18 protein-coding genes are annotated in these 19,595 nt (G+C 70.1%); 9 read left to right on the forward strand and 9 right to left on the reverse strand.

Annotated features, from left to right (window positions below):
* Positions 1-68 precede the first annotated feature (68 nt).
* Both AX721_RS08725 and cobT read right to left on the reverse strand, forming a co-directional pair.
* On the reverse strand, positions 69-1,052 hold the full coding sequence (locus AX721_RS08725; RefSeq protein ID WP_082765573.1) for an esterase-like activity of phytase family protein: 984 nt from the start codon (positions 1,050-1,052) through the stop codon (positions 69-71).
* Positions 1,049-2,998 (reverse strand): cobaltochelatase subunit CobT, encoded by a 1,950-nt coding sequence (cobT, locus tag AX721_RS08730; protein WP_068875624.1) that lies wholly within the window; start codon positions 2,996-2,998, stop codon positions 1,049-1,051. The genes AX721_RS08725 and cobT overlap by 4 nt, the downstream gene beginning before the upstream one ends.
* Before the next feature lie 115 nt (positions 2,999-3,113).
* Between cobT and AX721_RS08735 the strand changes: the two genes are divergently transcribed.
* Positions 3,114-3,293: a DUF1328 family protein gene (locus AX721_RS08735; protein ID WP_068875625.1), complete on the forward strand. Its 180-nt coding sequence runs from the start codon at positions 3,114-3,116 to the stop codon at positions 3,291-3,293.
* Between the two features lie 43 nt (positions 3,294-3,336).
* On the opposite strand, the gene AX721_RS08740 is transcribed toward AX721_RS08735, so the two are convergent.
* On the reverse strand, positions 3,337-4,515 hold the full coding sequence (locus AX721_RS08740) for a DUF3089 domain-containing protein (protein ID WP_068875626.1): 1,179 nt from the start codon (positions 4,513-4,515) through the stop codon (positions 3,337-3,339).
* 133 nt (positions 4,516-4,648) lie between these two features.
* On the opposite strand from AX721_RS08740, the gene AX721_RS08745 reads away from it, so the two are divergent.
* Positions 4,649-7,069, forward strand: coding sequence for a membrane-bound PQQ-dependent dehydrogenase, glucose/quinate/shikimate family (locus AX721_RS08745; protein ID WP_068875627.1), 2,421 nt, complete (start codon positions 4,649-4,651; stop codon positions 7,067-7,069).
* Between the two features lie 3 nt (positions 7,070-7,072).
* Here the strand turns inward: AX721_RS08745 and AX721_RS08750 are convergent, their stop codons facing one another.
* Entirely contained in the window at positions 7,073-7,948 is an 876-nt protein-coding gene (locus AX721_RS08750; protein ID WP_068875628.1) for an alpha/beta hydrolase, read from the reverse strand.
* A gap of 91 nt (positions 7,949-8,039) precedes the next feature.
* Positions 8,040-9,041 carry a cobaltochelatase subunit CobS gene (cobS, locus tag AX721_RS08755; RefSeq protein WP_068875629.1) on the reverse strand — a complete coding sequence of 334 codons (1,002 nt, stop codon included), beginning with the start codon at positions 9,039-9,041 and terminating at the stop codon, positions 8,040-8,042.
* Between the two features lie 74 nt (positions 9,042-9,115).
* Between cobS and AX721_RS08760 the strand changes: the two genes are divergently transcribed.
* Complete coding sequence (locus AX721_RS08760; protein ID WP_231733338.1) at positions 9,116-9,988, forward strand: TauD/TfdA family dioxygenase; 873 nt, start codon at positions 9,116-9,118, stop codon at positions 9,986-9,988.
* A gap of 3 nt (positions 9,989-9,991) precedes the next feature.
* On the opposite strand, the gene AX721_RS08765 is transcribed toward AX721_RS08760, so the two are convergent.
* Positions 9,992-10,603 carry a pyridoxamine 5'-phosphate oxidase family protein gene (locus tag AX721_RS08765; protein WP_068875641.1) on the reverse strand — a complete coding sequence of 204 codons (612 nt, stop codon included), beginning with the start codon at positions 10,601-10,603 and terminating at the stop codon, positions 9,992-9,994.
* Positions 10,604-10,627: 24 nt separating this feature from the next.
* On the reverse strand, positions 10,628-11,908 hold the full coding sequence (locus tag AX721_RS08770; RefSeq protein ID WP_231733339.1) for an MFS transporter: 1,281 nt from the start codon (positions 11,906-11,908) through the stop codon (positions 10,628-10,630).
* 94 nt (positions 11,909-12,002) lie between these two features.
* Between AX721_RS08770 and AX721_RS08775 the strand changes: the two genes are divergently transcribed.
* Genes AX721_RS08775 through AX721_RS08785 form a run of 3 tightly spaced genes read left to right on the forward strand, consistent with a single transcriptional unit; the run spans position 12,003 to position 14,570 of the window.
* Complete coding sequence (locus tag AX721_RS08775) at positions 12,003-13,148, forward strand: pyridoxal phosphate-dependent aminotransferase (RefSeq protein ID WP_068875642.1); 1,146 nt, start codon at positions 12,003-12,005, stop codon at positions 13,146-13,148.
* 10 nt (positions 13,149-13,158) lie between these two features.
* Positions 13,159-13,515 carry a DUF4180 domain-containing protein gene (locus tag AX721_RS08780; RefSeq protein WP_068875631.1) on the forward strand — a complete coding sequence of 119 codons (357 nt, stop codon included), beginning with the start codon at positions 13,159-13,161 and terminating at the stop codon, positions 13,513-13,515.
* A 53-nt stretch (positions 13,516-13,568) separates the two neighbouring features.
* Positions 13,569-14,570, forward strand: coding sequence for an aldo/keto reductase (locus AX721_RS08785; protein ID WP_068875632.1), 1,002 nt, complete (start codon positions 13,569-13,571; stop codon positions 14,568-14,570).
* Here the strand turns inward: AX721_RS08785 and AX721_RS08790 are convergent.
* Together AX721_RS08790 and AX721_RS08795 are read right to left on the reverse strand one after the other, a co-directional pair.
* Complete coding sequence (locus AX721_RS08790; RefSeq protein WP_068875633.1) at positions 14,567-16,102, reverse strand: acyl-CoA synthetase; 1,536 nt, start codon at positions 16,100-16,102, stop codon at positions 14,567-14,569. The genes AX721_RS08785 and AX721_RS08790 overlap by 4 nt on opposite strands.
* A 10-nt stretch (positions 16,103-16,112) precedes the next feature.
* Positions 16,113-16,916 carry an N-acyl homoserine lactonase family protein gene (locus AX721_RS08795; protein WP_082765574.1) on the reverse strand — a complete coding sequence of 268 codons (804 nt, stop codon included), beginning with the start codon at positions 16,914-16,916 and terminating at the stop codon, positions 16,113-16,115.
* 113 nt (positions 16,917-17,029) lie between these two features.
* Between AX721_RS08795 and AX721_RS08800 the strand changes: the two genes are divergently transcribed.
* The 3 genes from AX721_RS08800 to AX721_RS08810 all read left to right on the forward strand — a co-directional run.
* On the forward strand, positions 17,030-17,437 hold the full coding sequence (locus AX721_RS08800) for a GntR family transcriptional regulator (protein WP_082765575.1): 408 nt from the start codon (positions 17,030-17,032) through the stop codon (positions 17,435-17,437).
* A complete protein-coding gene (locus tag AX721_RS08805; RefSeq protein WP_197422510.1) occupies positions 17,434-18,360 on the forward strand; it encodes a slipin family protein in 927 nt (308 codons plus the stop codon). Before AX721_RS08800 ends, AX721_RS08805 begins: the two co-directional genes overlap by 4 nt.
* 184 nt (positions 18,361-18,544) lie before the next feature.
* Positions 18,545-19,595: globin-coupled sensor protein (locus tag AX721_RS08810; RefSeq protein ID WP_068875635.1), on the forward strand; the 1,051-nt coding region annotated here is incomplete at its 3' end.

The raw sequence follows: 19,595 nt of genomic DNA on the forward strand, positions 1-19,595 counted from the left end.
AAGAGGCCGCCCCTCGCCGGGCGGCCTTTTTGTTTGGGTCGGCTGCCCGTGGGAATCGCGGCGGCGCCTTACGGACGCGTCCAGTCGAAGGCCAGCAGCAGGGTCCGCTGGCCGGTAGGCCGGCCGTCGTAGAACCCGAAGTTGTCGTCCGAGACGAGGTAGAACCGCACGCGGCCGTCTGGCTGCGGCGCGGCGGCGAGGCCTTCCAGGTTGTCGACGGTGAGCGGCCGGGTGATCTCCAGGCTGTCCACCAGCCGGCCGGCGCCGTCCAGGATCCGGAGCTGGACCACATTGCCGCGCAAGGGCGAGTAGCTCCGCAGCAGGTAGGCCAGCCCGCCGCCGGGCAGGTTGTCCATCGCCACCAGTTCCGAGCCGGCAAGATCGAGATCGCGGTCGCGGACACAGGTCGTCGAGATGCGGCAGACGAAGGTCCAGCCGCGGTCTTCCAGCCCCACGCGATAGGCGTCGGCGGCCACGTCCGGGGCGGCGACCAACGCCTCCATCCCCTTGTTGTCGGTGAACTTCACGTCGGGCTGCGGAACCCGGCGGGGCAGGGCGCCGCCCTTGGCGAACAGCAGGATGCGGTCGTGCTGCTCGAAGCTGACCAGGATGTCGCCGTTCGCGAGCCGGGCGATCCCTTCGGAATCGTACTCGCGCTGGCCGCCGAGGTAGAGGTCGGCGCCGGTCGTCTCCTTCAGGGCGATCATCGTGGCGTCCGCGAGGCCCGCCAGCCGGCCGCGGGCGTCCAGCACCACGCGGGCTTCCAGAAGGTCGGACTGGTCGCCCACCGCCAGCAGCCGCCCGTCCGGCGAGACCTTGAGGTCCGAAAGCCCGTGCAGGCGGCTCGTCTGGCGTGACGTCAGCACCAGGCCGCCGGCGTAGGTGAAATTCCCGATCCGCTCACGACCCGGATCCGTTGGATCCATGGGCACGGCCTCGGCGTCCACCTGGATCGCCGCGCCAACGGCCACGGGGTGCAGAGGCAACGGCGCCATCGGCGCCGCGCACGATCCCAGCGCCAGCGCAAGCGCCAGGCCGGCGATCCGCCTCAAGCGGTGGCCCTCCGCACTTCCTTGAAGGTCGAGCGCCGCGCCGGCCCTTGCGGGCCCTGGGTGTTGGGCGGCGGCGCCAGCAGGTTGGCGTTCTTGCGCGTGACCCGCCGCACCTCCTCGTCGAACAGGTCGGCCAGCTGTTCGACCATGGCGCCGGCGAGCTGCTCCACGTCCACGATGGTGACCGCGTTCTTGTAGTAGCGGGTGACGTCGTGGCCGATGCCGATGGCGATGAGCTGGACCGGGCTCTTGGCCTCGATCTCACCGATCACCTCGCGCAGGTGGCGCTCCAGGTAGTGGCCCGAGTTCACCGACAGGGTGGAGTCGTCGACCGGCGCCCCGTCCGAGATGACGAGCAGAATCCGGCGGGCCTCGGGCCGGCCGATCAGCCGCTGGTGCGCCCACATCAGGGCCTCGCCGTCGATGTTCTCCTTCAGGAGGCCCTCGCGCATCATCAGGCCCAGGTTGCGCCGGGCGCGGCGCCAGGGCGCGTCGGCGGCCTTGTAGATGATGTGGCGCAGGTCGTTCAGGCGGCCGGGCTGGGCGGGTTTGCCGGCCTTCAGCCAGTCCTCGCGCGAGGAGCCGCCCTTCCAGGCCCGGGTCGTGAAGCCCAGGATCTCGGTCTTGACCCCGCACCGCTCCAGGGTGCGCGCCAGGATGTCGGCGCAGACGGCCGCCACCATGATCGGGCGGCCCCGCATCGAGCCCGAGTTGTCGATCAGGATGGTGACGACCGTGTCCCGGAACTCGGTGTCCTCCTCCTCCTTGAAGGCGAGGGAGGCGGTGGGGTCGGTGATCACCCGGGTCAGCCGCGCGGTGTCGAGCAGGCCTTCTTCCAGGTCGAAGGACCAGGAACGGTTCTGCTGCGCCAGCAGCTTGCGCTGCAGGCGGTTGGCCAGGCGCGAGACCACGTTGGACACGCTGGCCAGCTGCTGGTCGAGGTAGGCCCGCAGGCGGGTCAGCTCCTCAGGGTCGCACAGCTCCTCGGCGGCCACGATCTCGTCGTGGGCGGTGGTGAAGACCTTGTAGGTGATCGCCCGGTTGTCGCCCGACGGGTCCGGACGCGCGGGCTGGTCGCCGTCGCCCATGTCCGGCGGCTCGTCGGTGTCCTCGGCGTCGGGGTCTTCCTCGGACTGCATCATCTGGCTGTCGGCGTCCTCGGCCTCGCGGGCCGTGGTCTCGTCGTCGTCCATCGCCGTCTGCTGCGGCGACTGGCTCTCGCCCTCGCCGTCGTCGTTGTCCTCGGAGGCCTCGGGATCGCCCTCGTCCTTGCCTTCGCTGTCGTCGTCGGGCTGTTCCGGCGCGTCCGACAGGTCGTCGCCCATCTCCAGGTCGCGGATGATCGCCCGGGCGATCCGGGCGAAGGCCTTCTGGTCGTGCAGCGTGCCTTCCAGCTTCGCGAGGTCTTCGCCGGCCTTGGCTTCGATGTCGCCGCGGAACATGTCCACCAGCGCCCGGGCGGTCGGGGGCGGCGGCTCGCCGGTCAGGCGCTCGCGGACCATCAGCGAGACGATCTCGGCCAGGGGCGGGTTCGCCATGGCCTCGACCTCGTTGTAGACCTTGCGCGCCCAGGCGTGATCCATCACGGCCTTCAGGTTGCCCCGGACCCCACCCATGGCGTTCGCGCCGATCGCCTCGATGCGAGCCTGCTCCAGGGCGTCGTAGATCGGCTGGCCGGCGCCCGACCGCGGCCGGGTCTTCGCATGGGCGGCCGGGTCGTGGTGGGCGATGCGCAAGGCCATCTGGTCGGCCAGGCCGCGGATGCGGGCGGCGTCCTCGGGCGTCAGGTCCCGCGGCGGGTGCGGCAGCACGGCCCGGTTGCCGGAAAGCTGCGGCCCCTCGCCCGAGTAGACGATCTCCAGGTCCGGGGTCTCGGCCAGCGAGCGCGCGGCATGGGCCAGCGCGCGCTTGAAGGGCTCCAGGGGGCTTTCCGGGTTCTTCGCCATATCAGTCGGTCATAGATCAGGCGTGACCCGGGGTGAAACAAGGAATCGTGTGTCGAGGAACAGTGAAGGTCCGCCCGCGTTTCCAGGCCGAGTTTTCGGACCGAGGAGAAACCTGATGCTCAAGTGGGCCCTGATCTTCGCGATCGTCGCCATCGTGGCCGGCGCGCTCGGCTTCGGCGGCATCGCCGGCGCTGCGGCCGGTATCGCCAAGCTGCTGTTCTTCGTCGCCGTGGTCGGCTTCCTGCTGTTCCTGGCGCTAGGCGTCTTCGCCGGCCGCAAGCTGACCGGACGCTAAGGGGTCAGGCCTCACCTCCCGCACCGGGAGGTGAGGCCTGCGCCTACTTCTTCGCCGCGTAGGCCTTGGCCTGGCGGCCCACCACCTCGACCAGGTCGCCCATGGCGATGTTGGCGTCGATGAGGTGCAGACCCCAGTCCTGGGCGACCACGCCGCCGGGGCCGGTCACGTCGCCGGCGATAACGTCCGTCCGCGGATCCGCGGGATCGGCGTTCACGCGCGCCTCAAGATAGTTGAAGCCGTTCTTCGAGACGCAGCCGCCGGTGATCAGGCCGGGGACGGACACGAACGGCGTCGTCGGATTCGGCTTGTCCTTCACCCAGGTCGGCGTCGCCGCCGAGGCGCTGGCGATTTCCATCCCGTTCGACAGGTACGCGTGCAGCTCCTTGCGCCCCAGCAGCGCGGCCGGGTTGACGCACGCCGCCTCCATGTCGGGGTTCGCCACCTTGCCGAAGCGGGTGTTGGCGGGGGGCGGGATGGTGTCGCGGAAGGTGACGTAGCTGATCGCGCAGCCGGTCTGGTCGGCGGACTTGCACAGCGGGATCGACTTGAACTGGCCGGTGTCCCCGCCCTTGGTCACCGGCAGGTTCGAGCCCAGGATCAGGGCCGACACCAGCTGCTTCTGGATGGGCTTGCCGTCGATCTCGGCCGGGATCAGCCGCTGGAGGAGGCCCGAGCCCTGGCTGTGGCCGATCAGGACCACGCCGCGGCCCTTGTTCTGCGTGGCCAGGTAGTGGTTCCAGGCATCGAGGACGTCGTTGTAGCCCACCTGACGCACGGCGGGGTCGGCGGCGCCGGGGATCGGCTTGCCCTCCACCATGGCCCGCAGGGCGGTCAGGGTGAACTGGCGGTAGATCGGCGCGAAGATCCGGCATTTCGAGCCGAAGCGGGCCAGCTGCTGCTTCACTACGTTCAGCTCTTCGGCGTTGGCGGTCATGTCCGAGACGACGCCGGGGTCGTTCGAGACCGTGGGGTAGACGTAGAAGCAGTCGATCGGCGCCTTGGGGTCGGCCTTGAAAGCTTCGATGCTGGAGGATCCGTCGGCCTTGACCACCGTGGTCGACAGGTCGATGGCGCAGGCGTCGCCGGACTTGCCAGGCCAGCACAGCCAGGCCTCGGGCTTGGCGTAGTCGTTCTTGGGATAGGTGGTCTGGGCCGCGGCGGGCAGGGCGGTCAGCCCCGTGGCGGCAAGGGCCAGAATGGCGAGCGATCGTAGCGTCATGGTCTCCCCCGGAAGGCTTCTGATTTTCGAATAAGCCGTATGATCATCGCCTGTCGGTTGCGCCAGGTCCAGCGCCCTTCATGCGCGCGGCGATTCGGGCCAAAGTCCCGCCCAGAGTTCGGGGATAGACAAGATGGCGTCCGATAAACCGGCCGGCTGGCCGGCCAGGATCTGGGCCGCGATCGGCGGTGGGCTGGTGGCGCTGGTGGGGATCCTGCTCCTCGTGGGCGGGGGCTGGCTGATCTTCCTCGACGGCTCGCCCTACTACATGCTGGCGGGCGCGGCGGTCGTCGCCACGGGCGTGATGCTGGCGCGCCGGCACCCCGCGGCGGGCCTCCTCTATGCGGCGGTGCTGGGCGCCACCCTGGCCTGGGGCGTGTGGGAGGCCGGCCTCGCGTTCTGGCCGCTTGTGCCGCGCCTCTTCGCCCCGGCGGTGCTGGGCCTGTTCATCCTGCTGGTGATCCCCACGGCGCCGAAGGCGGCCCTGCGCCATCAGTCGGGCCTGGCGGTGGGGCTGCTGTCCCTGGCCTGCCTGGGCGTGCTGGGCGCCGTGGTCCCCGCGACCTTCACCTGGGGCCAGGCCACCATTCCGGCCCAGGTCACCGGCGCCGCGCGCCCTGCCGAGACGGTGTCGGACTGGCGCTACTACGGACGCGATCCGGGCGGCTCGCGCTATGCGCCCGTCGACCAGATCAACCGCGAGAACGTCGACGACCTGAAGGTCGCCTGGACCTACCGCACCGGCGAGGCGCGCCACCGCGGCAGCCAGGACCAGAACACCCCCGTCCAGGTGGGCGACACGCTCTACGTCTGCACGCCCACCAATGTGGTCATCGCCCTCGACGCCGACACGGGCCGCGAGAAATGGCGGCACGATCCCAAGGTGAAGCCGCTGTTCTGGAACCGCTGCCGCGGCGTCGGCTACTGGGACGGGACCCAACCGAAGGTGGCGCTGTCCGGCCCGCCCGCGTCGCCCGCGCCCAAGGCTGCCGCGGTGGCGGCCAAGGCCGCGGTCCCGCCCGAGGCGCCGCTCTGCAGCCGCCGGATCATCTCCTCGACCATCAACGCCCAGCTCTTCGCGCTGGACGCGGCGACGGGCCAGCGCTGCCCGGGCTTCGGCAAGGACGGCATGGTCGACCTCACCGCGGGGGTCGGGCCGGTCAAGCCGGGCTTCTACTTCCAGACCTCCACGCCCACGGTGATCGGCGATCGCGTGCTGATCGGCGGCTGGGTGGTCGACAACCAGGAACTGGCCGAGCCCTCCGGCGTCGTTCGCGCCTTCGACGTGGTCACGGGCGAACTGGCCTGGGCGTGGGACCTGGGCGACCCGTCCATCGACAAGCTGCCGCCCGAGGGGAAGACCTATACCCGCGGCACGCCCAACGTCTGGTCGACGCCCGCCTTCGACCCGGACCTCGGCCTCGTCTACCTCCCGGTGGGCAACGCCACGCCGGACTATTGGGGCTCGCACCGCTCCATGGCGGCGGAGGGGTATTCCTCCTCGGTGGTCGCGGTGGACGTGGCGACCGGCAAGATGCGCTGGACCTTCCAGACGGTGCACCACGACCTCTGGGACTACGATGTCCCGTCCCAGCCGATGCTGATCGACTTCCCGGTCAAGGGCGGCACGGCGCCGGCCCTGGTCCAGCTGACCAAGCGCGGGCAGATCTTCGTGCTCGACCGCCGCGACGGCAAGCCGCTGACCCGGGTGGTGGAGGTGCGGGTGCCCGGCGGGGCCCAGCCCGGCGAGTGGGTCTTCCCGACCCAGCCCTATTCGGTGGAGATGCCCACCATCGGGGTCGAGCGGCTGACCGAGCAGATGATGTGGGGCGCGACGCCCCTGGACCAGCTGGCGTGCCGGATCATGTTCCAGTCGGTGCGGTACGAGGGCGACTTCACGCCGCCCGGCAGCGCCAAGCAGCCGTCGCTGCAGTACCCGGGCAATGCGGGCGGGATGAACTGGGGCTCGGGCGCCTTCGACGCCCGCCGCGGCCTGCTGATCGTCAGCGACGTGCGGATGCCCCAGATCGTGGCCCTGACCAAGAGCGACGAGCCCGGCGTGGCCCTGAGCCGGGCCGTGAAGGACCGTCCGCCGCCCAGCCTGAAGGCCATCCCTTACAAGGTGCGCAACCAGTGGTTCCTGAGCCCGGTGTTCGCGCCCTGCATCCAGCCCCCGCACGGGATGCTGACCGCGATCGACGTGCGGACACGCCAGGTGGTCTGGCAGGTGCCGGCCGGCACGGCCGAGGCCCAGGCGCCCTTCGGCCTGAAGTCGAACCTGCCGATCCCCATCGGCACGATCGGCATCGGCGGCCCCATCACCACGGCCGGGGGGGTCACCTTCCGCGCCGCTACCACCGACGCCTACCTGCGGGCCTACGACAACGCCACGGGCAAGGTGCTGTGGCAGGCGCCATTGCCCGTCGCGGCGGCGGGGACGCCGATGACCTACGTCTCGCCCAGGACCGGCCGGCAGTATGTGGTGGTCAGCGCGGGCGGCGCGGCCATGAGCCCGGCCAGCGGGGACTATGTCGTCGCCTACGCCCTGAAGTAGCCCTCAGCCCTCCAGGCTGCGCCGCAGGAACGCGAAGGTCTCCTGCAGGATCTCCAGCGTGCGCGGGGTCGGCCCGGTGACGTCGAAGCTGTGCGGCGCGCCGGGATTGTTGGCGACCGTCAGGGGGTAGTCCCGGCGCAGGGCCTCGGCCACGAACCGGTCCACGCCGGGCAGCAGCTCGGGGATCTCGTCGGCGCCGGCCCGGGCCAGGTACAGCGGCGCCTTGCGGCCCGGCTCGGCGAGCTGGCGCAGGGGCGACTGGGCGGCCAGGATCCCGGCCCCGTTGCTGGCGCGGTGCTGCGCCGAGCCTTCCAGGTCCATCATGGGGTAGTAGGCCACGAGGCAGCGCAGCCACGGCGGCGCATCCTTCACATAGGGCGCCAGCATCGCGCCGCCGGCCGAATAGGCGGCCAGGCAGATGCGGTCGGGGTCGATGTTCAGCTCGGCCGCATGGGCCCGCACGTAGGCCACGGCTGCGGCCACGTCGCTCGCGCCTTCGGCGACGCCCTGCGGGAAGCCCAGCCGGTGAGTGAAGGTCACGCCCACGAGGCCCTGAGCCGCCGTCAGCCGGCCGTATGAGGTGAAGGCCCCGATCTCCTTCATCGGCGCGCCGGGCGGGCCGCCGCCGTGGATGAAGATGACCGCGCCGCGCCGCTCGCCGGGCTTCAGCCCCTCCGGCCGATAGACGTCCATGGCGATGCGGGGATCGCTCCCGCCGGCGTAGGGCAGGTTCCTGGTCACCGCCACCCGGTCCATGCCGGGCACGGTCATGACCACGGTCCGCCGCGCCGCTGCGATCACCTCGGGCGGGATGGACGGGGGCTGGGCCACGGCCGAGCCTGCCGCCAGCGTGAGAGCCAGGGCCGCCAGCAAGCGCATCGCAAGAGGTCTCCGGTGAAGGTGGGCGGAGAGCTTATCCGCGCCCCGCGTCCTTCGCCCAGCCGGAGCCGACCAACAGGCGTTGCCGCTCCTACGCGACGCGGACCCGCGCGGTGCTCTCGGGCAGGTCCTGGCCGAAGGCGCGCTGGTAGAACTCGGCCACCGTGCCGCGCTCCAGCTCGTCGCACTTGTTCAGGAAGGTCATCCGGAACGCGAGCCCGATGTCGCCGCCGAAGATCTCGGCGTTCTGGGCCCAGGTGATCACCGTCCGCGGGCTCATGACCGTGGAGATGTCGCCGTTCATGAACGCATTCCGGGTCATGTCGGCGACCCGCACCATGGCGTTGATGGTCCGCTTGCCCTCGGCGCTCTGATAGCCGGGGGCCTTGGCCAGGACGATCTCGGCCTCCACGTCGTGGCTGAGGTAGTTCAGCGTGGTGACGATGGACCAGCGGTCCATCTGCGCCTGATTGATCTGCTGGGTGCCGTGGTAGAGGCCGGTCGTGTCGCCCAGGCCGATGGTGTTGGTGGTCGAGAACAGGCGGAAATAGGGGTTCGCCCGGATCACCCGGTTCTGGTCCAGCAGGGTCAGCTTGCCCGAGGCTTCCAGCACGCGCTGGATCACGAACATCACGTCGGGCCGGCCGGCGTCGTACTCGTCGAACACCAGCGCGATGGGCCGCTGCAGCGCCCAGGGCAGCATGCCCTCGCGGAATTCGGTGACCTGCTTGCCGTCCTTCAGGACGATGGCGTCCTTGCCGACCAAGTCGATGCGGCTGATGTGGCTGTCCAGGTTGACCCGGATCATCGGCCAGTTCAGGCGCGCGGCCACCTGTTCGATGTGGGTCGACTTGCCGGTGCCGTGATAGCCCTGGACCATCACCCGACGGTCGAAGGCGAAGCCCGCGCAGATCGCCCGCGTGGTCTCGAGGTCGAACTTGTAGGCGGGATCCACGTCCGGCACGTGGGGGTCGCGCTCGCTGAAGGCCGGGACCTTCATGTCGATATCCACGCCAAAGGTCTCGCGTACGTCGACCTCCCGGTCCGGCGTGAGCGTGATCAGCTTGTCTTCGGTGGTGTCGAAAGCGGCCATGACGGGCTTCGATTACAAGCTTGCCGTCGCGTACGCAAACAGGTGTTTTGTCCAGAGGCTGAGGAGGAACGGCCATGCTGATGGAAGCGCACAGCGCCTATCGCACGATCAGGGTCCAGCCGCGCGAAACTGGCTTCGGCGCCGAAGTGACCGGCGTCGACCTGTCCCGGCCGCTCCCGCCCGAGGTGCTGGCCGAGGTGAAGGCCGCCTGGGCGCGCCACGCGGTGCTGGCCTTTCCCGACCAGCCGCTCAGCCTGGACGCGCTGGAGGCGTTCACGCTGCAGATGGGCCCGTTCGGGGAAGATCCGTTCATCAAGCCCATGCCCGGCCGGCCCAACGTGCTGGAGCTGCGGCGCGAGCCCGACGAGAAGGCCCCGAACTTCGGCGGCGGCTGGCATTCGGACTGGAGCTTCCAGCCGGCGCCGCCGTCGGCGACCATCCTGCGCTCGGAGGTGACGCCGCCGGTTGGTGGGGACACCCTGTTCGTGGACGCGGCCCGCGCCTACGACGACCTGTCCGCCACCATGAAGGCCATGCTGGCGCCCTTGCGCGCGATCCATTCCGCCGGCCGGCCCTATGGCGCCAACGGCCTCTTCGCGCGCGAGACGCAGAAGCGGACGATGGAGATCATCTCCTCGCCCGAGGCGGACAAGACCCACCCGCATCCGCTGGTGCGCACCCATCCGGTGAGCGGACGCAAGGCGCTGTTCGTCAGCCCGACCTACACGGTCGGGGTCGAGGGGCTGAGCGACATGGAGGCCGATGCGGTGCTGGGCTTCCTCTACAAGCACCTGCTGCAGGAGACCTATCGCCTGCGCCACACCTGGAAGCCGGGGATGGTGCTGATGTGGGACAACCGCTGCACCATGCACTTCGCCGAGGGCGGCTATGACGGCCACCTCCGCGTCATGCACCGCACGACCGTGGCGGGCGAGGTTCCGGTCTGAGGCCTACCAGAGGGTCTTCGCCGCGCGGGCGGGCCACGCCTCGTCATAGGCCTTGCCGCCGACCTCGCCGGCGCTGAGCGCGGCCAGGATCTCGCCGGGCGTGGGGAGCGACGCGGGATCGACGTGGGCCGCGGGGTCCCAGATCCTGGAGCGCACCACGGCCCGGGCGCACTGAAAGTAGGCGCGCTCGACGGTGATGACGATGGCGGTCCGCGGCGCCTGGCCCTGCACGGCGAGGGAAGCCAGCAGGTCGGGGGCCGCGGAGATGACGGCTCGCCCGTTCACCCGGAACGTCGTGCCGGAGCCCGGGATCAGGAACAGCAGCGCCACGCGCGGGTCGCGGACGATGTTGGACAGGCTGTCGATCCGGTTGTTGCCGCGCCGGTCCGGCATCACCAGGGTCCGCGGCCCGTCGATCCGGACCGCCGCGCCCGCATCGCCGCGAGGACTGCAGTCCAGTCCCTCCGGCCCGACGGTGGCCAGGGCGACGAAGGGGGAGGCCTCGATCAGCGCCCGGTAGTGCGGGGTGATGTGGTCGGTCTCCTTGACCGTGGAAGCCGGCACGGGCGCGAGGTCGTAGATCGTGGCGAGCTGTTCGGGCGTCTCGATAAGCATGGCCGCGATCATGCCGCGGGCGCGCTACTCCGCATAGCGCGGCTTCAGCGCGATCAGGCCCACGAAGCTCAGCAGGGCGGCGGCGGCGAGGTAGAGGCCCACGGGGGCCAGCCCGCCGCGGTCGGCCAGCAGCTGCGCCGCCATGGGCGCGAGGCCCCCGCCGATGATGCCGCCCACGTTGAAGGCGATCGACGCGCCCGTGTAGCGCACCCGGGGCGGGAACAGGCTGGGCAGGAAGGCGCCGAGCGGGCCGTAGACGAAGCCCATCATCAGCAGGGCCAGGGAGAGCCACAGCCAGATCAGCGGCAGCGAGCCGGCGCCCATCATGGCGCCCATGACCGCGCCGACGACCACCGTGCCGACGCATCCCGCCATCAGCACCCGGCGGGGATTGGCCACATCCGACCACCAGCCGGCGGCCAGGATGCCCACCGCCAGGAACAGGATCGCGCCGAGCTGGACGGCCAGGAAGGTCTCGCGGCTGTAGCCCAGGGTCGTCGTGCCGTAGCCGAGGGCGAAGGCGGTGGAGAGGTAGAAGATGGCGAAGCAGGCCACCACTGCGAAGGTCCCGCCCAGCAGGGCGCCGCCGTGCCGGCGGATCACCTCGGCCATCGGCACGTGGCTGGGTTCGGCCTCTTCCAGCGCCTTCTGGAAGGCGGGCGTCTCCCCGATGCGCAGCCGCACCCAGAGGCCCAGGCCCACCAGGATCGCGCTGGCCAGGAACGGCAGCCGCCATCCCCAGGCCAGGAAGTCGTCGGCCGGCATGGCCGCGCCCAGGATCAGGAACAGCCCGTTCGCCGCGATGAACCCGACCGGCGCCCCCAGCTGCGGGAACATGCCGAACCGGGCCCGCCAGCCCGGCGGGGCGTTCTCCACGGCCAGCAACGCCGCGCCGCCCCATTCGCCGCCCAGGCCAAACCCCTGGCCGAACCGCAGCAGGCAGAGCAGGGCCGGCGCCACCCAGCCCACCATGGCGTACGTGGGCAGGAAGGCGATCAGCAGCGTCGAGGCGCCCATCATCATCAGCGAGGCCACAAGGGTCGACTTGCGCCCGATCCGGTCGCCGAAGTGCCCGAAGAACGCCGCCCCCACCGGCCGCGCGAAGAAGGCCACGGCGAAGGTCGCATAGCTCTGCAGCAGCTGGGCCGAATCCGACGACTTGGGGAAGAAGAGGTGCGGGAACACCAGCGAGGCGGCGGTGGCGTAGATGTAGAAGTCGTAGAACTCGACCGCCGTGCCCACCAGGCTGGCCGCCAGGACGCGGCGGTTGGAGGCGCTGCCGGCGCCGGTCTGCGATGAAGCCACTGGAGATCCCCCTCGACGCAGGAGGCCTTCGCGCCCGCAGCGCCGGCGGTCAAGCCGCATGGCGTTTTGGCCGGCTTCGCACTACCTCTGCGGCATGAGCGCCGAGATCGATCCCTTCTACGCCATCTCCGTCAGCGGCCTGGCCCATCGGCTGAAGGCCGAGGGCCGTTCGATCATCCACATGGAGTTCGGGCAGCCGTCGACCGGCGCCCCGAAGGCCGCGATCGCGGCCGCGCACGCCGTGCTGGACGCCGAGGCCATGGGCTACTGGGAGAGCGCGCCGCTGAAGGCCCGCATCTGCCGCCACTATGCCGAGACCTACGGGGTGACGGTGGAGCCGTCGCAGATCACGCTCACCTGCGGCGCCTCGCCGGCCCTGGTGCTGGCCCTGTCGGCCACCTTCAAGCCGGGCGACGTGATCGCCATGGCGCGGCCGGGCTACGTCGCCTACCGCAACAACGTCAAAGCCCTGCACATGGTCCCGCTGGAGATCCCCTGCGGGCCTGAGACCCGCTACCAGCTCACCGCCGACCTCCTCGCCCGGATCGAGCCTGCGCCCGCCGGCGTCATCCTGGCCAGCCCGGCCAATCCCACCGGCACTGTGATCCCGGGCGACGAGCTCGCCGCCATCGCGCAGGTGTGCCGCGACCGCGGCATCCGCATCATCTCGGACGAGATCTATCACGGCCTCAGCTACGCCGAGCCGACGCACTCGATGCTGGAGTACGAACCCCAGGCCATCGTCGTGAACAGCTTCTCCAAATACTTCAGCATGGCCGGCTGGCGGCTGGGCTGGCTGATCGTGCCCAAGGCCGAGGCCTCGCGGGCGGTGGCCTACATGGGCGCCCTGTTCCTCACCGCGCCGTCGCTGGCCCAGCACGCGGCCCTGGTGGCCATGGACAGCCGCGACGAGCTGGAGGGCCACCTGGCCACCTATCGCCGAAACCGCGAACTGCTGCTGGAGGCGTTGCCGGCGCTGGGCCTGGAGAAGATCGCGCCGCCGGATGGCGCCTTCTACATCTGGGCCGACGTGGGGCGGCTGACCGACGACAGTCTCGCCTTCTGCAAGCAGCTCCTGCAGGACACCGGCGTGGCCACGGCGCCGGGCATCGACTTCGATCCCGTGGACGGGCGCCGCTACATCCGCGTGAGCTTCGCGGTCTCGACGCCTGAGATCGAGGAGGCGATCCGTCGGCTCGTCCCCTGGTTCGAGCAGGCGCGGGCAAGGGTCGCGGCCTAGGCGTGGCCGGATGAGCCTCCTCCCGGTCCGTGGCGTGCCCGTTTGGACTTGTGCGCCGGACGGTCCGAAGCTGGACAGCGAACGGGCCGCGACGGACATCATCGGCGAGGCCTTGGGCGTCGACGCCAAGGTGATCGCGATCCCGGTCGAGCGGCTGGGTGAGGAGTTCCTCAGGCTTCGGACGCGGATCGCCGGCGAGGTCATCCAGAAGTTCGTGAACTATGGCTTCCAGGTCGCTTTCGTCGGCGACGTGTCGACGGCCATCGCCGAGAGCGCCGCCCTTCGCGACTTCGTGCGCGAGTCGAACCGCGGCCGCCACGTCTGGTTCGTGGCCGATTTCGCCGAGCTGGAATCCAAGCTGGGTTGACCTACGTACGACGGGCGGCCTCTTTCGCCCGCAACCCTCAAGGAGATCGCCTCATGCAGACCCGCAAGCTCGGTCCGTTCGACGTCTCGGCCATCGGACTGGGGTGCATGAGCCTCTCCCACGCCTACGGCTCGCCGCCGCCGAGGGCCCAGGCCGAGGAGGTGCTGCTGGGCGCGCTGGACGCGGGCTACACCTTCTTCGACACCGCGGTCGTCTATGGCCTGGGCCACAACGAGACCCTGGTGGGGGAGGTGCTGGGCCCACATCGGCAGCGGTTCACCCTCGCCTCCAAGTGCGGCCTGACCGACGCCACCGGCGCGCAGCGCGGCATCGACGGGCGCCCCGAGACGATCAAGGCGCTGTGCGACGTCAGCCTTCGCCGCCTGCAGACCGACGTGATCGACCTCTACTACCTGCATCGCTACGACAAACGCGTGCCCATCGAGGAGAGCGTCGGCGCCCTGGCCGAGCTGGTGCAGGCGGGAAAGATCCGCGCCATCGGGCTGTCGGAAGTCTCGGCCGAGACCCTGCGCCGCGCCCACGCCGTCCACCCGATCACGGCCCTTCAGACCGAGTATTCGCCGTGGACCCGCAATCCGGAGGTCGCCGTCCTGGAGGCTTGCCGCGAACTCGGCGTGGCGTTCGTGGCCTTCTCGCCGGTCGCCCGGGGATTTCTGGCCGGCGGGGCGCCGGATCCGTCGCAGTTCGAGGACGCCGACTTCCGCAAGGCCATGCCCCGCTTCCAGGGCGAGGCCTACCAGGCGAACCTGAAGCTGCTGGACGCCTTCAAGGCGATCGCGGCCCAGGCGGGCTGCACGCCGGCCCAGCTGTGCCTGGCCTGGCTGCTGCAGAGGGCCGAGCACATCATTCCGATTCCGGGCACCTCCCGGCCGGACCACATGCGCGAGAACGCCGCCGCGGCGGGGATCGTCCTTGCGCCGGAAATCGTCGCCAAGGTGGAGGCTGCCGTGAACGCCGAGACGGTGGCGGGGGCTCGCTACTCGGCGGCGATGCAGGCCTCGATCGACACCGAGAAGCTGCCCGGCGAAGCCTAGATCCGCCGCTCCAGCCCGGCCCAGAACGGCTCGCGCAGCTTGCGCTTGAAGATCTTGCCGGAATCCTCGCGGGGCAGCTCGGCCGCCAGATCGACGCGGCGGGGCATCTTGTAGCCGGCCACGTGCTCGCGCAGGTACGCCTTCACCGAGGCTTCGGTGACATCGGCCCCCTCGCTGGGCTGGACGACCGCATAGACGCCCTCGCCGAACTCCTCGTCGGGGATGCCGAACACGGCGCAGTCGGCGACGCCGGGCATCTTCAGCAGCTCGGCCTCGATCTCGGCCGGATAGATGTTCACCCCGCCGGAGATGATCATGTCCTTGGCGCGGTCGCAGAGGTAGAGGAACCCGTCCTTGTCGAAGTAGCCGATGTCGCCGGGCGCGATCAGGCCGGCCTTCTCGCTGTCGGCCCGCTTCTGGTCGTCGCCGTGATAGGTGAAGTCGGCCATGCCGCGGGTCCGGGCCACCACCTCGCCGACCTCGCCGGGCGGCAGGCTCTCACCGTCCAACCCGATCACCCGCACGTCCGTCTCCGGCCACGGCCGGCCCACCGTGCCGGGGTGACTGAGCCAGTCCTCGGAGGTGCAGAAGGTGACGGCCGAGACTTCGGTGGAGCCGTAGTACTCGTTGATCACCGGCCCCCACCACTCGATCATCGCCCGCTTGATCGGGGGCGGGCAGGGCGCCGCGGCGTGGACCACGAACCTCAGCGACGAGAGATCGTAGCGGGCTTTCACCTCATCCGGCAGCTTCAGCAGCCGGTGGAACATGATCGGCACCATGTGCAGGTGCGTGACTCGGTGGCGCTCGATCAGCTGCAGCAGCTCCTCGGGATCGAAGCGGGGCTGGAGGATGACCGTGGCGCCGAGCCGGGCTGCAGCCAGGCCATAGGCGTTGGGGGCCGAGTGGTACATCGGTCCCGTCACCACGGTGACGATCTCCTCCGGCGGGCCGAAGCCCATGAAGCCGAAGGCCCGGCCGATGATTAGGCCGGTGAGGGCCGCCTGCTCCGCGCTTGGCGGGCGGCGGCGCACGCCTTTCGGCCGGCCGGTGGTGCCCGAGGTGTAGATGATCGTCCCCGGCGCCTCCGTGGGCGGCCCGGCGTAGGGCGGGAAGCCCTCCAGCCACGACGACCAGTCCAGGAACCCGGGCGGCGCCGGCGAGGGATCGATCCCATAGGCCTCCGCGATCTCGGGCGGCGTGGGGACCACCAGCACCGGCACGCCCGGCGGCAGGGCCTCGCGGATGGCCGGGATCAGATCGGCGTGGATGACGATGGCCTTGGCGCCGGAGTTCTCGAACAGATAGGCCGCCTCGTCCGGCGTGTAGTGCCAGTTCACCGGCGTCGGATAGGCGCCGATGAGGCCGGCCCCGGCGCTGGCCTCGAAGAACGGGAAGTCGTTGCGCAGATAGAGCGCCACGAGATCGCCCGCGCCGATCCCCAGGCTGGCCAGCCCCGCCGCCGCCCGGGCGGCCCGCTCCGCCAGCATCTCGGGCGAAAGGCTCCGCGCCCCGCTGATCAGTCCGCCCATGGCAGGCCCCCTACTTCAGCGCCGCCGGGAACTTGGGCAGGGCTTCGAAGTCCTCCATCACATGCTCGCGCACGACCCGGGCCTTGGTCTTGGCGGCGAGCGCCTCGGTGGCCTCGTAGCTCTTCAGCGTCTCGGCCCGGTTGAAGTTGAAGCGTGGCACCCGCTTGGCCTCGCGGCTCTCGGCGAGGTGCCAGAGGTCGCCGGTGAGCAGCACGACCCCGGCGTCCTGCAGCTTCAACTCCAGGATGGTGTGCCCGGGGGTGTGGCCGGGCGTCTGGTGGATCACCACCGTCTTGTCGCCGAACAGGTCGAGCGTCGGTCCCTCGATCAGCCTGGTCTTCGACGCCTCAAGCGCGGAGTAGGCCGCGAACTGCCCCGCGTTCTTCCGCGCCGCCTCGCTGAACGCGGTCGCCTTCTCGTCCGGATCCACGACCCAGGTGGAGCCGGCGAACAGGCCGGCGTTGCCGATGTGGTCGAAGTGGCTGTGCGAGACCGACACGAATTCGATGTCCGCCGGCGTCAGGTCGAGCTGCTTCAGCGCGTCGAGCAGGATTTGCTTGGATTGCGGGATGCCCGTGTCCCAGATCAAATCGCCCTTGGGATGGCGGACCAGGTAGCAGGGCACGATCAGCGTCCGTTGCACGCCCTTATAGGCCCCGTCGTCCGCGAACATGTCGGCGTCGGGCACCGGGAACTTGCCACAGTCGATGGCGTACAGTTCCAGGCCCTTAGGCGGCGCCTTCGCGGCGGAAGCCGCCCCCGCACCAAACAGAAGGGCGGCCGCCGTCGCGGCGGCCAACAAACGGGGCGTCATCAGGGTTTCCTCGAATTTGGTTTCGTTTGACCAGAGCGTGGCCTGGGACCGCCGCGGAGTCACGCATTCGGATCCCGATTGACCAAACGCGGCTCCGATGATTGTATGAGTGTATGCATACACAGGAGCAATTGCTGGGCCGCATCCGGATCGAGGACACTGGAGTCCCGATCTATGTGCAGCTCCGCGAACAGTTCCTGCAGGCCATGGGCGCCGGCGCGCTGAAGCCGGGCGACCAGATGCCGACCATGCGCCAGGTGGCGGTGGCCTTCCGGATCGACCTGAACACCGTACGGCACGCCTATGACGAGCTGGAGCGCGCGGGCGCGCTGGTGCTGGTCCGCGGCCGGGGCAGTTTCGTCGCCGAGCCGGCCGCTGCCCTGAAGGGCCCCGATCACGCCGCCGAGGTCGAGCGGCTCGCCCGCCAGGCCCTGGCCACCGCCGCCGCCGCCGGGGTCGACCCCCTGGCGCTGGCCGAGAAGATCACGGCGCTCGCCGCCGCGAAGGAGGAAGTCCGATGATGAACGCCGCCAGCCCCAACCTCAGGCTCGAGTTCGGGGGCATCTCCAAGCTGCGGGGCGCCAACCCGCTCGCGATCGTACTCTCCAGCCTGGCCATCACCGGTGGCGTGATCCTGGCTGTGGCCGTGACGGGGCCGACCGCCAGGTGGGTCGGGGCTATCCTGATCATTCTCGGCGCGCTCATTCCGCTCACCCTGATGCTGGCGAACCAGTGGGAGCGGGCGGTGGTCCTGCGCCTGGGCCGGCTGGACCGCATCGCTGGGCCCGGCCTCTTCTTCATCATCCCGGTGGTGGACCAGGTCGCCTACTGGATCGATCAGCGCATCCAGACCACCGAGTTCAACGCCCAGCAGGCGCTCTCCAAGGATACGGTGCCGGTCAATATCGACGCCGTGGTGTTCTGGCAGGTGCACGACACCGAACGCGCAGCGTTGGAGATCCAGGACTACCGGCGCGCCATCGCCCAGGTGTCCGAGACCTCGCTGCGCGAGATCGTGGGCTCGTCGCTGCTGGCGACGCTGCTGGCGGAACGCACCAAGGGCGACGAGATCCTTCGCGATGTGATCGGACGGAAGACCGCCGACTGGGGCATCTCGGTGATCTCGGTGGAGATCCGCGACATCGGCGTACCCTCCGGGCTTCAGGACGCCATGAGCCGCCAGGCCCAGGCCGAACGCGAGCGGCTGGCGCGGGTGGCCCTGGCCCAGGCCGAGCAGGAGGTCGCCGCCCGGTTCGTGGAGGCGGCCGAGATCTATGGCCGATCGCCCGCCGCGCTTCAGCTGCGCGCCATGAACATCATCTACGAGACCACCAAGGAGGGCGGCGCCACCATTCTGCTGCCCACCGCCATGGTCGACTCCCTGAATCCCGGCGGCGTTCTCGGCCTGGCCCAGGCGGGCCTCGCCGCGCAGGCGAAGACGTGAGGCGCACCTGTCGGCGCCGTTTCCGCGTCATTTCGGGTCGCCGTTAGCCTAACGCAGGTCTCCGACATCCGGCGGTTGGAGGCTAAAGGCAGAGCTTCGCCAATTCGTCGCAGGGGCGGGAGGCGTTCCGCAAACCTGCGTTAACCAATGGCTTGGCTAGTGCGGAGGACGAAAGGACCTCCCCGTGACCGACACCTACGCCGTCAAGGAACGCCTGGATTTCATCGGACTGGACAGCAAGGCGCGGGAGACGCTGCGATCGCTGCAGCCGTTCATCGCGGCGGAGATCCAACCGGCGCTGAGCCTCTTCTACGCCAAGATCGCCCAGACGCCGCAGGTCAGCCGGTTCTTCAAGGACCCCGGCCACATGGCCGCGGCCCAGAACGCCCAGGGCCGCCACTGGACCACCATCGCCGAGGGGCGGTTCGACGACACCTATGTCACCGGCGTCCGCACCATCGGCCAGACCCACGCGCGGATCGGCCTGGAGCCCCGCTGGTACATCGCCGGCTATGCGCTGATCATCGAGAACCTGCTGCGGCGCCTGGTGGAAACCCGCTGGCCGAAGGGCTTCGGCGGGCGCGCCAAGGGCGCAGAAGAAACCGCCGACGCCACCGCGACCCTGGTCAAGGCCGTGTTCCTGGACATGGACTTCGCGATCTCGATCTACCTCGAGAGCCTGCAGGCGGAGCGGGAGCGCCTCCACGCCGAACAGGTGGCGGTCAAGCGTGCTCAGGACGCGGCCATGGCGGCCCTCGGCGCGGCCCTGTCGCGCCTGTCGCAAGGCGATCTGCGGGCCCGGGTGGACGCCGATCTCGCGCCGGAATTCATGGGCGTGAAGGACGACTTCAACGCCGCAGTCAGCGCCCTGGAACAGGCCATGGGCTCGGCCGTCGACGTGACGCACGTGGTCACCCAAGGCGTGGCGCAGATCGGCTCGGCGGCCGACAACCTCTCGCGGCGGACGGAGCAGCAGGCCGCCAGCCTCGAAGAGACCGCGGCCGCTCTGGAGGAGATCACAGCGGCCGTCCGCAAGAGCGCGGAGAGCGCCCAGGACGCGAGCCGGATCGTCCAGGCGGCGAAGTCCGACGCCGAGCGCTCCGGCGACGTGGTCGCCCAGGCGATCGGCGCCATGGATCAGATCAACGGGTCCTCAAGCCAGATCGGCCAGATCATCGGGGTGATCGACGAGATCGCGTTCCAGACCAACCTGCTGGCCCTGAACGCCGGGGTCG

Origin of the sequence: Phenylobacterium sp. CCH9-H3 (assembly GCF_001557235.1) — a bacterium.
Lineage (GTDB): Bacteria > Pseudomonadota > Alphaproteobacteria > Caulobacterales > Caulobacteraceae > Phenylobacterium.

Excerpts from the sequence above, each read along its gene's own strand:
- cobT (WP_068875624.1), bottom strand. The coding sequence starts at position 2,998 with ATGGCGAAGAACCCGGAAAGCCCCCTGGAGCCCTTCAAGCGCGCGCTG.
- AX721_RS08735 (WP_068875625.1), top strand. The coding sequence starts at position 3,114 with ATGCTCAAGTGGGCCCTGATCTTCGCGATCGTCGCCATCGTGGCCGGC.
- AX721_RS08740 (WP_068875626.1), bottom strand. The coding sequence starts at position 4,515 with ATGACGCTACGATCGCTCGCCATTCTGGCCCTTGCCGCCACGGGGCTG.
- AX721_RS08745 (WP_068875627.1), top strand. The coding sequence starts at position 4,649 with ATGGCGTCCGATAAACCGGCCGGCTGGCCGGCCAGGATCTGGGCCGCG.
- AX721_RS08750 (WP_068875628.1), bottom strand. The coding sequence starts at position 7,948 with ATGCGCTTGCTGGCGGCCCTGGCTCTCACGCTGGCGGCAGGCTCGGCC.
- cobS (WP_068875629.1), bottom strand. The coding sequence starts at position 9,041 with ATGGCCGCTTTCGACACCACCGAAGACAAGCTGATCACGCTCACGCCG.
- AX721_RS08760 (WP_231733338.1), top strand. The coding sequence starts at position 9,116 with ATGCTGATGGAAGCGCACAGCGCCTATCGCACGATCAGGGTCCAGCCG.
- AX721_RS08765 (WP_068875641.1), bottom strand. The coding sequence starts at position 10,603 with ATGCTTATCGAGACGCCCGAACAGCTCGCCACGATCTACGACCTCGCG.
- AX721_RS08775 (WP_068875642.1), top strand. The coding sequence starts at position 12,003 with ATGAGCGCCGAGATCGATCCCTTCTACGCCATCTCCGTCAGCGGCCTG.
- AX721_RS08780 (WP_068875631.1), top strand. The coding sequence starts at position 13,159 with ATGAGCCTCCTCCCGGTCCGTGGCGTGCCCGTTTGGACTTGTGCGCCG.
- AX721_RS08785 (WP_068875632.1), top strand. The coding sequence starts at position 13,569 with ATGCAGACCCGCAAGCTCGGTCCGTTCGACGTCTCGGCCATCGGACTG.
- AX721_RS08790 (WP_068875633.1), bottom strand. The coding sequence starts at position 16,102 with ATGGGCGGACTGATCAGCGGGGCGCGGAGCCTTTCGCCCGAGATGCTG.
- AX721_RS08795 (WP_082765574.1), bottom strand. The coding sequence starts at position 16,916 with ATGACGCCCCGTTTGTTGGCCGCCGCGACGGCGGCCGCCCTTCTGTTT.
- AX721_RS08800 (WP_082765575.1), top strand. The coding sequence starts at position 17,030 with ATGCATACACAGGAGCAATTGCTGGGCCGCATCCGGATCGAGGACACT.
- AX721_RS08805 (WP_197422510.1), top strand. The coding sequence starts at position 17,434 with ATGATGAACGCCGCCAGCCCCAACCTCAGGCTCGAGTTCGGGGGCATC.